This is a genomic window from Streptomyces venezuelae, from assembly GCF_008642295.1.
In the GTDB taxonomy this organism is placed as follows: domain Bacteria; phylum Actinomycetota; class Actinomycetes; order Streptomycetales; family Streptomycetaceae; genus Streptomyces; species Streptomyces venezuelae_C.
This window is the reverse complement of the sequence record NZ_CP029190.1, coordinates 7,514,598-7,525,322: the sequence shown is the minus strand read 5'-3', so window position 1 is coordinate 7,525,322 and position 10,725 is coordinate 7,514,598. Positions and strand designations below refer to the sequence as shown.

Sequence of the window (10,725 nt, the reverse complement as noted above, 5' to 3'; positions counted from 1 at the left end):
GGGCTCGGCTTCGCCGAGCCAGGGCCGGCCCTGCGGGCCGGGGTCCTACGCTGCGCTCCGGACTGGTTTCGGGTTCCGCTTCGCTGCACCCGAACGAGGTCCGCTTCGCAGACCCAGACCTCCCGTGCGTAGCACGGGAGGTGACCTCGTTTCACGAGGTCCGGGCTTACGGCCCGTTGGGCAGGGCCGCTGCGCTCCCCCGCCCTGGTCCTTCCGGCTCCGCCTCCAGGCCCGAAGGCCCGCTTCGCGGGCCTGGCTGGCAGCAGGGTCGGGGCGGGTTGTTGTGGGCTGCCGACAGCGCCCTGTCAGGGTGCGAAGTACCAGCAGTAAAGAGGCTGACCAAGGCCTTCTGCCAAGCGGGCCAGACCCGCCAGCTCTGTCAGGATCCAGGCCGCTGTCTCGGCTGACACACCCTCCTCCTTGACTGCGGCAAGCTCAGCCCATGCACCCGCAACCTCAACGAGCCGGCCACTGCTCGCCCGCACCAGAGCGGAGCACAGCCCAGAAGAAACCTGGAACACCGTGAAGCCGTCACTCTTCATCGGCACCACATCACGCGAGCCTGCAGCCACACCCACTGCCAGCAGGACTTCCCAGTCCGCCACCGCATCATCGGGAAAGAAATCCGAGCACGTGAACGAGGGAAACCCATGACGGCGCTGCCGCGGCCCAACCTGAGCAGCCACCTCATCATCCGGTGCCACGAAGAACTCGACAGTGATAGGCATGACCCGATCATGCCAGCCCACTCCACAGGAATGCTTCATTCTGCTAGCCAGATCGAAACTGGCCTAGAGGGCATGCCGCGCTGAGGCCCATCACGTCGAGCTCCAGGTGGACAGCATCGTTCGACACCGCGTTCCGCTGTCCAGACCAACTCATCCCAGTGACACCACCTTCACCGCACCAGAAGTCCCCGCCTACCACGCAGGCGACCGTGACCAGCAGAAACCAGGCCCCACCTCCGACGGACAGCCCCTGCACCCACACAGACAATCACACGCGGTATCGCACCTGACCCCGACTCGCTCGGCATGTCCAGCGACCACAAAGAGGGGGCGCGCTGGTTCCGGGTACCAGCCGGTTCAGGTCTGCCCGACTGGTCCGCGCGTTCAAGCCGTGTCGGAGGGATCTCAAGAACCCAAATCTCGTATCGTGCCGCCCAACTGGCCTGGCCGGAGAGGAGCTGCCACGGTGCGGTACTACGAGTACGTCTCTGAGACCAAGGTGCAGATGCTCTTCGACCAGATCCCTCCCAAGCTGTTGTCCAAGCTCGCTGCCGAGGCAAGGGTCGACCTCAAAGTTGTCGGTGTATCGGTACAGAAGGCCCAAACTGAAGCCACTTTGTACAGTCGACTGGAACTCGTCGAGGATTATCTCGATCGGAACTACGAGATCACATGGATGACAGAGCCAGGCTCCTGGTTCAGGGGTGAACTCGACCTACAGATTGCGACGTACCAGGAAGTAGAAGGTCAGGCTGGCGGCCCGCTCTTCATGGTGGGGCAAGCCAGCCGCACCCTCGTGGCTCTCATTGGCTCCAGCTACCACCTCATCGGCAGTCGACGGCATGAACACCTCGGGGGCTATTCCAGTTTGCCAGCCCTGTTCCGCCTGCTGCAGCGCGAGGCGCCGGAGGAACCAATGAATGTGCAAGGGTACGCGCCTGACTACCAAGCCAGAGAAAAGACGGCCGCATTGTATGACGTCGGAGTCTTCACCCGGCAGCTTCACGGATTCGGAGCGGTCATCCCTTGCGAATTCCTAGCACGGCGACTTTTGAGCGGTACCACCTTGGATCCCACGGGAAACACCGTGGACGTCGTCGTCGGCACCCCACTGTACGTAGCACAGCTGGACGACTGAGGCGGGTCCACGCGGGCCCGTCGCAGGTTGACCGGGGCCGGCCGACTGCCCTGATTTGCCTTGCAAGGAGACGAGGCGCTGAACGCGCGGGTTGCGGTCGGTCGGTACACCCCGCTCCCCCAGCCGCCGACAGCCCGGCACAGACCCGGACACGGACACGGACACGCACTGACCGCACGTCACCGGCCTGGGCCAGCCGTCCGCTTGGAGCGGCCCGACGGTACTGCCCCCGGCAACACCGGGCACCGGGCCTCGCCCGCACACGCCATACCGGCGGCACGGACCGCACCCGACCCCAGCCGTCCCCGCCAGACCCCCGCGGCCGTCCCGCAGTGCCCCAACGGCAACCCGAAGCCACAGACGGCCCCCTGAATGCCTTTCAAGTTGCCGCACGACCGGAGGGGGACAGCTGCGCGGTCCTGTTGGGGCGCCCAGGGAGGCGTACAGCGGCCGGAACGGGGCTGCCGCGGACTACTGGTGGTCAGCTGTGAGTATGCGGCCAACTCAGGTGCTCCGCTTCCAAGTAGCGGATTCGCGACACTGACACCTTTGCCGGCTCCCCCGTCGACGGGCGGCGCACCGCGGTGCGGTCCTGCGGGGACATCGGCGTCAGGCCCCAGCGGGCCTCAAAGGCGCGGGCGACGGCGTGCATCGCGAGGATGTCCCCGCGCAGCCGGGTGTGCCGGCCGTCGACGCGGGCCAGGGTCGCCACGAGGTGGATGTGGTCGGGTGCGTGGCGCACCGCGATCCACCGGCAGGCCTGCTCGTCACCTGCCGGGGCGATGCCCGCCGCGGCCACCATCGCCACCGCCACCTCCGCCCACTCCGCATCCGACAGGACACGGTCGCCGGGCGCGCTGCGGACCGAGACGTGCCACACGTGCCGGGGCGGGCGCGCCTCGCAAGGCCTGAACGGGTGCGTCCAGGAGGTCCGCCAACTCCCCCAGGCCGATACGCTCCGGCTGCCGCACCGGGCATGGCACATCGGGATCCCAGGCCGCAACGAGGTGGGGGTCGGTGTGCTCGTCGCGCTTGCCCGGACCGAAGAGGTACTCCAGCAGCGTGTACGTGTCGTCGCCCATGTCCGGCTTCTTCGGCATCACGTGCGGGCCCGCCGCTCCCGCATCACCTGAACTGTCGCCTCATCCACCCGCACCACCGCCGCACGGGCCTCCGCCAGGACCTCCTCCAGCCCCGCCCCGGCCGCAGGGCCGGCGCCGAGAGCATCCAGACGGACCGCGATCTCCCGCAGGCCGGCACGCGCCCGAACGAGCTCGCGCAGGACGTCGGCCCGGTCTGCGGAGACCGGCACCAGCACGTGCTGCGCGACCGCCATCACCTGCTGCCCCACCCACCCGGCGGCCGACATCCCCTCGCGCCCGGCGGCGGCGCGGACGACCGCCAGCTCGGCCGGGCTGAAGGCCACGCCCACCCGCTCCGACCGCCGTTCCCCCGTCTCCCGCTCACGCCGGCGGCCACCCTCACCAGCCATCGCCCAGCCACCCCATCTCCACCACACCAGGACACCGGAAAACGGCCCGCGGGCCCGGAACCAAAACAAGATCAGTCAGCACGGAATGTTCCATTCCGCACTAACTGGCTGCCAATTTCTAATGTCTGGAAAATCCTCCCAGCCCTCCGCACGCACCCACTCCCAAATCGCCCCGCGGCCAGCCCACAACCACCCCAACCAGCGACCCCCGAAACACACCCACGACACAACCCAACCCCCACACCACCACCCACACCACACCCCCCGCGCCCGCACCACACCCGCGCCACACCCACAACCACACCCCACACCAACCACCCCCCACCACCAACCCCACCCCCCACAAACACACGAAGCGACGACCACCCACAGGTTGAACCCCAGCGCACCCTCCGCCTCCAACGACGCTTCAGTAGACGTGCCGAAGCCGGGTACGCTTCCGCGTCATCAGTGCCCGCAACGACGCGGCGCGCAGAGGTACTGGGGGTCCTGTGGCTGTCTCCTACACCGTCACCGCGATCACGCTCACGGGAGGCGTCACCGTCACCCCACCGAAGAACGGCATGACCCTCTTCATCGGCCCCAACAACAGCGGCAAGTCGCTCCTCCTACGTGAGCTGTCGTCCCATGCCACCAACCCCCAGATGGTGGCGAGCAACCCGCACTGGGTGCACGGCGCCAGCGCGCAGAATGAGGGAACCGCGGAGGAGTTCCTGGCATGGCTCGCCGACCGCGGGCACCGTTCCTGGCGGCCCCAGGAAGGTGCTTCCGTGCAATACCGCCTCGGGAGAGGCGCATCCGTTCCTGCGGAGATGGTCAGCCAGTGGTGGGAGCACGGACGCTGGAACGAGCTTCAGCCGTTGCTCATGCGTGTGCAATGGACGGATACCCGGCTCCAGGTGGAGGCTCAGGATTCGCTCTGGGACTTCTTGGAGCCGGGCAGCAGTCCTGTCCAGCATCTCTTCGAGGACCGGGGCGCCGAGCGAGCGTTCTCCGACCTGATGGAGCAGGCCTTCGGCAAACCGGTCGTCGTCGACCGCTACGGCCAGTCGATCACCTTGCGCGTCGGCGACCCGAGAGTCACCAAAACCGTCCCGCCGGCGCCGCCCCAGGTGGTCGAGGCGTTCCGCAGCCTGCCAGCCGTCCAGGAGCAAGGCGACGGCTTCAAGAGCTTCGCCCAGCTGCTGCTGCAGACCATGGTCCGGCCCGCGCCCGTGACCGTCATCGACGAGCCCGAGGCCTTCCTCCACCCCCCTCAGGCACGGCTGCTCGGGCGGCTTCTGGCGAGCATGCAGGGCCCGTCGCAGGTGTTCGTGGCCACCCACAGCGCCGACTTCCTCGCCGGTGTCCTCGATGCCGAGAACGACCGGGAACTCGCCCTCGTCCGGCTCGACCGCAGCACCGGCACTCCTACCGCCAAGATTCTGGAACCGAGCACGGTCCGGGAGCTGCTACGGACCCCGCTGCTGCGCTACTCCAACATCATCTCCGGACTGTTCTATGACGGCGTCGTCCTCTGCGAATCCGAAGGGGACTGCCAGTTCTACGCGGCAAGTTTCGACGTCACCAAGGAGCCCGCGAAGCCCGAGAACATCCACTTCCTCCACACCAACGGCAAGCCCCGCCTGGCTCGCACGGCCAACAGCCTGCGGCAGTGCGGAATCCCCACCGCCGTCATCGCCGACCTCGACCTCCTCAACAACGGCACCGCAGTTCGCACGGCCGTCAGCGTCCTGGACGGCTCCTGGGAGGACGTCGCCGCCGACGTCAAGACGCTGAACGAACACGCCAACGCGATGCGCACCGCCGTCACGGTCGCCGAGTTCCGCAAGGTGACGAACGAGGCTCTCGGACGGGCCCGTGATAATGACCCGGTGCCAGCCGACACAGCACGCAGGCTCGGCGAACTCGCGAAGGTCGCGACCGAATGGAAGCACCTCAAGAAGGCCGGCCTCACCGCCCTGAACGGCACCCCCGCCTTCATCCCAGCCATGCGCCTGACAGCCGCCTTGGCGCGCCTGGGCGTGTTCGTCGTACCCGTGGGCGAACTCGAATCCTGGGTCCCCCACGTCCCCTCCGGCGACAAGGCCAAATGGCTCACCCAGGTATTCGAGGACGGCCACCACCGGAACCCGAACGACCAGCTCAAAACACTCTGCACCCAGATCCGCGCATACCTTCATGCAGGGAGCCCGCGCGACCGGTGACTTCGGTCGCCAGGCGGAGAAGGACGTCCTGACTCGATACGCCTCCACCTGCACCAACACCCCACTCACCTAGGTCGGCCGGCTCCGCCCGGGGTTGCGACCACCCCGGGCGGAGCTGGCCGGGCCACCAGCCATTCAGACTGCGAGGGGTGGGCCGACGGGGCAACACCGTCGGCCCCACCCCGGTCATGTGTCGCAACGGCTTGCTGTTCCGGCTCGGTGCACATGGCGCCGGTTCATGTCTTCAGGTGTGTCGGGGAAGATGACCTCGGGCTGATCGAAGTCCGGAGCAAACAGGTCTTCGAGTTCGCGCCACATGTCGGCGCTCTGTGCGTCGACAACAGGCACCTGCGGTATGGGCGCAGAGAGGAGGGGGTCCCTTCCACTGGCGAAGTCAGCGGTCTGCGCCAGGCCGGCCACGAGCAGTTCGTGTGTCGAAGGCGTAGTCCCCTCGACAGCTGCCGCCGGGTCTGAGTTGCCGCCAGCGGCGTCGAGGTCCTGCTGCGGTCGCTGAGGAGCGCCTTGCCTTCCGGTTTCAAGGCGGGGCGGGTTCGCGGTCAGCAGCAAGGAGACCAGGAGACCAGCTGAACGGCTGCTGAGGATGCGGGCGGCTTCAAGGAGCCGGTGTCTCTGCGCGACGGGCAGCGAGAGCGCGACGCAGCCCGCTTCGCCGCCGATCCCGAGAGGGACTGCTACACAGACCTCGTCGTTCGAGTACTCCAGGAGGTCGAATTGTGCCGCGTGGGGGCCGTGCCCATCGATTGCATGAAAGAGCTCGTGGTGGTTGGTGATCGTGCGGGATGTCAGCCGGGCAGGACGGTGGCGGGTGAGGTGGTCCATCCGCTGCTCGAAATCGAGTTGCTGAAGCAGGCTTTTGCCCACCGCGGTGGCATGCGCTGCGGACCGGAAGTCGACCCACTCGGTGACCTTCGGCGCGATGGGTGAGTCGGCACACTGGTCGATGCGGATCTCACCCTCGCTGTAGGTGCCGACGTAGACCGCGGCTCCAGCGGCGTCGCGAAGGCCTGCGAGCAGCTTTCGGATGGTGTGACCAGGGGCCGGTTCGCCTCCGGTCGGACGCAGGACGTTCGCGTCGAGACCCTGGGTGGCTTCCTGGGCGAGGATCTGCAGGACGGGTCCGGGTGTGTATCCGCCGTCCATGACCGTGGTGAGGAAGCCCTTTCCGCACAACCAGATCAGGAGTCGCTCGATGACCGTACGGGGGAGGCTGGTCTTTCGGCGCAGGTACTCGGCGCTGACCGAACTGCCGGCGTCGCCGACCAGGTCGAGCACTTCAAGCACGCGCTGGACGGAGTCCCAGCGCCTGGCCAGACGGGTCTCCTGCGGCTGCTGCTGGAAGGTGTCGGTGAGAGAAGGAGCCCGCAGGGTCTGTGGACTCCACGATCGCGCGGGCGCGGCCGTGTCAATCCCGGATCGCCGGGAGACAGGGTGGGCAAGGGGGGCTACGTCCTGTCGGTGTCCCATGGCGTCGGCCAGTTCGGCATAGAACTCCGGGTCCTGTGCTCCCGGTCGCTCCTTGCCTGCGGGCAGGCCGAGGCGCCTGCGCATCAGGTAGCGGGCATCGGCGTGACCGCAGCGCGCTGCCTCGGAGACGAGGAAGGCCGCGCGGGGCGTCCCCAGCTCTCCCAGCATGCGGCAGGCGATGACGGCTAGCCGGAACAGGGATCCGGGATGCTCCTGGTCTGCGGCACGGCCGAGCCAGTGCGCGGCCTCTTTCAGTTCCCCGCGGCGCAGAGCACGGCTGCCGAGCACGTAGAAGGCGTTCGCCTGCGCTCGCTCCTCCCACCATGCCTCTTCTTCTGCGGGCGGGGCTGTGTCGGGCGGGCCCCAGTCTCCTTGCGGGCGGTCCCAGAAGTCCGCTTGCTGGTGTACGTCGGTGGCCGGCGTCGCGGTGAGCCCGGCTGGAGCGGCCGGCGCTCGCACATCGCCGTGGTCGCCGTCATGCCTGCTCACATCACTCACGTCCCATCTCATCGCCCCGCTGCTGTTTCTGCTTGTCCACGCCGTCCAGCAGCTCCCTGCGGAACCGGTAGAGCTGCGTGGCCACCGTTGCCGTGGATATGCCGAGTTCCACCGCAATCTCCCGATTGCTGTACCCGGCCAAGTGAAGCTTGCCGACGGTCAGGCGCTGGGTGGGCTGCATCGCCTCCACTACCGGAAGCACTTCCTGATCCAGGCGTAGGCGAGGGCCGTCGTCCGGGCGGCAGCCCTCCACCCACGGCTCCAGCTCCTGAGCCGTCGCGAGCAGCTCGTAGCGGCCGGTCTTGCGCCACTCGTCGATCGCACACTGCTCAGCCGCCCGGAGCAGGGTGTTCATCAAGTTCTTCGGTGCGCGCAGCGTTCCTGCCTGCTCGCTCTTGAGGATCTTGACGTAGGCGGCCTGGCCCGCGTCGTGGCACTGCACCACCGACATGGAGGGGTGACTACTGCGGAGTCTGGGCACAACCTGCTTCATGAACTCCGGGTGGATGTTCTTCAACTCCTGCCTGAGCCTGTCGGAAGCCTCGGCTTCGCCCTCGTGCGGAGAGGAGGCCTCGGTCACTGGCCGGCCCCCCGGCCGGTGTGTCGCGGCCCCGTAACCACCCATACCGTGCACACGGAGTCGGCGGGCACCTGGACGCTGATGTGCACCGTGAGGGCTGGTCCGGAGCCACGCGGTGCCTTCTCGACCCGGCTGCGCTGCCGGATGCATACCCTGCGGCGCATGGACTCAGCCCAGGGCTGGTGCCAGATGGCGCCCAGCGCGTGGACCGCGCTCAAAGCGGCCGAGAGGTTCCCGGCCCATTCCCAGGGCGTCGTCATGCAACTGCTCCCGCTCTACGAAGGACTCGCGCCTGATGCGCTCCTACTTCAGTTACGGGCGCGGACTCCCCGGAATGAACAAGGGACAGGAAGAGCTCGCTACCGACAGTTCGCGATCGCCTCTGATCGATGCGATCAGGGGTATCACGGGGCGGCGGGCTGCGGCCTGCCCGAAGCTGTAGGTGGTGAGGTGGTGCTTGTCGTCCGTCCAGGCAGACCACCACTGGGGGCGGTGGATGGGCCCGTTCCACTGCCGGGCCAGGCGGCGTTGCAGCTCGTCGTCTTCCTCGGCACGGCCACCGCGGCGGCCGTCGCCATCTGGCTCCGAACATGAGCTCCTACGCGACCCAGCAGTAGACGCGCTGGCTCTGGCGCCGGGCGCTGACTACGAGAGCAGCCAGATCACCCACGATCGTGTCGGCGATCTCCGTGTCGATGACCTCACCGTCTTCCGCACGAAGCCGAGCCCACGAGGCAGCGACGTCACGCAACCTGGAGTGCTCGGCGTCCGCAAGTGCAACGGACAGGCGAGTCGAGAGCGCGAAGACGACGCACCCGTCATTGTCCTGGCCAGCGAGGATGCGAGGCTCACCGGCTTCGACGAATTCCTCGAAGCTGCCACCGGCCAGAAGGCATTCCCACTCGACCACGGCCTCTTCGGGATCGAAGCTGCCGAAGGAGAGCGACTCGAATGCCCGACCCGGCCCAGTCTGGAGGGCCTGACCCGCTGACGTGTCGTCCGGCGCCACGAAGAACTTCACGATGATGCTCACCCGGGGCATCATGCCCGACTGCCCACAACCATGATCGGGCGGACAAGTCCTAGGAGGCATACGGCCGTTAATACGTCCGGCCTGCGACCTCCGTCGCCTCGTGATGCCCGCCGGTTGAGGGGGAGGGGCGGGAAGGCCACGAGCGGCTGGATGCACGCCGTCTTCGGCGTAGACGCTCGATGGGGGGCACCCGCTCACAAGGCGAAACCGCCCTGCCTCTCACCGGGTTCCGCAGGCGGGAGCGATGACGAAGGCCTCATCACGGTCGAGATCCGAGGCAGCGAGACGGCCGTGGTCGAAGCGGCGCAACGGATCTCTGACCTGTTCCTGTCCAGCGGACCGTGCGGCCTGAAACGGACTCCCGGCGAGGACGTTGAGGCGCGCGTGTACGCGGACGTCGCCCGGGGCCCACAGTGTTGTACCCACCTCTTCGCTCGCCTGCACAGCTATGCCTCGTCGTCGAGATCGCGCTCCCTGTCAGCGAGGTACTCCCGGACGAGGCGGCCGAGCACTTCGCCCTCGTGCGTGCGCTCGTTGAAGACGGCGCGCTGGAAGGCTCTGACCTCCTCCCGCTCCAGGAACGCGTGCAGGAGATTCGCCTGCGGATGGAAGTAACCGCAGCAGATCAGGCGCGTGCAGTACCCATTCAGCTCCCTGACCTTCGGGGTCCGCCATGGGTAGTGCGGGTACCCCTTGAGCTCCGTCTTGCAGCGATCGAGGATCTTGAACAGCTCAGTCTTGTTCCCCCATTTCTCCTCGCCGTAGTGCAGCTCGAACCACTCGCGGCGATCCGCGTCGGCTATCTCTCGCTGGACGCGTTCCACGCGCCTTGTGATGCCGGCGAAGACCTTCGGGCTCATCCTCCACTTGGAGCGCGTCAGCTCCGGATATCGGTGGCAGATGTCCATATCCGCCACCCAATGCGCGGCGCTCTTGTGCTTGCTCTTCCGGAGGTTGCAGGGCTTGCAGGCCGGGACGAAGTTCCACCAGATGTCGTGGCCTGCCCCGGCGATCGGCCTTTCGTGGTCCAGTGTGGTGGACGGGGAGCGGCCGCAATACACGCACAGGCCACGTTGCGCAGTCAGCACCATCAGCCACACCCAGGCCTTCTGCTTGCCTCTGTCACCACGGCGAATAGCTTCCACTGCACCCCTCCTGCCTGTAGCTGGCTAGGCGGGATCGTAAGCCAGGGTGCTGACAATCCAAGGGCGGCCTTGGCCGCCGCAGCCGCTCGCCCCCCGGGAGCTCCAAGTGCTCCGCGACTACGCGTCCGGGCTGACGCTGAAGGCCACCGCGCGGCGGGCCGCCATCAGCCCCCACACGGCGAAGTACTACCTCGACCGGGTCAAGGAGAAGTACCGGGACGCGAGGCGCCCGGCGTACACGAAGACCGACCTTGCGCATCGGGTGCGGGAGGACGGCCTCGGCGGTCCGGACGGGTGAGCGCGCGCAACGGCCGTAGGGCCTCGGGCCCGGCTCCGGGGACCGGGCGGCACCAGCGGGGCCACCCGATCCCACAGGTCGTCAGGAACAAGATCAGCACGCGCTCCGGACACCCTGCCGA

10 protein-coding genes are annotated in these 10,725 nt (G+C 67.5%); 3 read left to right on the top strand and 7 right to left on the bottom strand.

Annotated features, from left to right (window positions below; translation table 11 throughout):
* Positions 1–305 precede the first annotated feature (305 nt).
* Positions 306–728, bottom strand: a complete 423-nt coding sequence (locus DEJ50_RS33715; RefSeq protein WP_150211776.1) for a hypothetical protein — start codon at positions 726–728, stop codon at positions 306–308.
* A 466-nt stretch (positions 729–1,194) separates the two neighbouring features.
* Between DEJ50_RS33715 and DEJ50_RS33710 the strand changes: the two genes are divergently transcribed.
* Complete coding sequence (locus DEJ50_RS33710; RefSeq protein WP_150211775.1) at positions 1,195–1,866, top strand: DUF7019 family protein; 672 nt, start codon at positions 1,195–1,197, stop codon at positions 1,864–1,866.
* A gap of 481 nt (positions 1,867–2,347) precedes the next feature.
* Here the strand turns inward: DEJ50_RS33710 and DEJ50_RS33705 are convergent, their stop codons facing one another.
* Both DEJ50_RS33705 and DEJ50_RS34245 read right to left on the bottom strand, forming a co-directional pair.
* On the bottom strand, positions 2,348–2,746 hold the full coding sequence (locus DEJ50_RS33705; protein ID WP_150211774.1) for a hypothetical protein: 399 nt from the start codon (positions 2,744–2,746) through the stop codon (positions 2,348–2,350).
* A 219-nt stretch (positions 2,747–2,965) separates the two neighbouring features.
* Positions 2,966–3,358: a hypothetical protein gene (locus DEJ50_RS34245; RefSeq protein ID WP_190344863.1), complete on the bottom strand. Its 393-nt coding sequence runs from the start codon at positions 3,356–3,358 to the stop codon at positions 2,966–2,968.
* Positions 3,359–3,921: 563 nt separating this feature from the next.
* On the opposite strand from DEJ50_RS34245, the gene DEJ50_RS33695 reads away from it, so the two are divergent.
* Positions 3,922–5,565: an ATP-dependent nuclease gene (locus tag DEJ50_RS33695; RefSeq protein WP_150211773.1), complete on the top strand. Its 1,644-nt coding sequence runs from the start codon at positions 3,922–3,924 to the stop codon at positions 5,563–5,565.
* 186 nt (positions 5,566–5,751) lie between these two features.
* Here the strand turns inward: DEJ50_RS33695 and DEJ50_RS33690 are convergent, their stop codons facing one another.
* From DEJ50_RS33690 to DEJ50_RS33675, 4 genes are all read right to left on the bottom strand, one after another.
* Complete coding sequence (locus DEJ50_RS33690; protein ID WP_190344862.1) at positions 5,752–7,548, bottom strand: IclR family transcriptional regulator C-terminal domain-containing protein; 1,797 nt, start codon at positions 7,546–7,548, stop codon at positions 5,752–5,754.
* A complete protein-coding gene (locus DEJ50_RS33685) occupies positions 7,541–8,128 on the bottom strand; it encodes an RNA polymerase sigma factor (protein ID WP_190344860.1) in 588 nt (195 codons plus the stop codon). Before DEJ50_RS33685 ends, DEJ50_RS33690 begins: the two co-directional genes overlap by 8 nt.
* Positions 8,129–8,726: 598 nt before the next feature.
* Positions 8,727–9,170 carry a hypothetical protein gene (locus tag DEJ50_RS33680; RefSeq protein ID WP_411757700.1) on the bottom strand — a complete coding sequence of 148 codons (444 nt, stop codon included), beginning with the start codon at positions 9,168–9,170 and terminating at the stop codon, positions 8,727–8,729.
* 437 nt (positions 9,171–9,607) lie between these two features.
* Positions 9,608–10,306 carry an HNH endonuclease gene (locus DEJ50_RS33675; RefSeq protein ID WP_150211769.1) on the bottom strand — a complete coding sequence of 233 codons (699 nt, stop codon included), beginning with the start codon at positions 10,304–10,306 and terminating at the stop codon, positions 9,608–9,610.
* Positions 10,307–10,352: 46 nt separating this feature from the next.
* Here DEJ50_RS33675 and DEJ50_RS33670 point away from each other — a divergent pair, with 46 nt between their 5' ends.
* A complete protein-coding gene (locus DEJ50_RS33670; RefSeq protein ID WP_150211768.1) occupies positions 10,353–10,604 on the top strand; it encodes a LuxR C-terminal-related transcriptional regulator in 252 nt (83 codons plus the stop codon).
* Positions 10,605–10,725 lie beyond the last annotated feature (121 nt).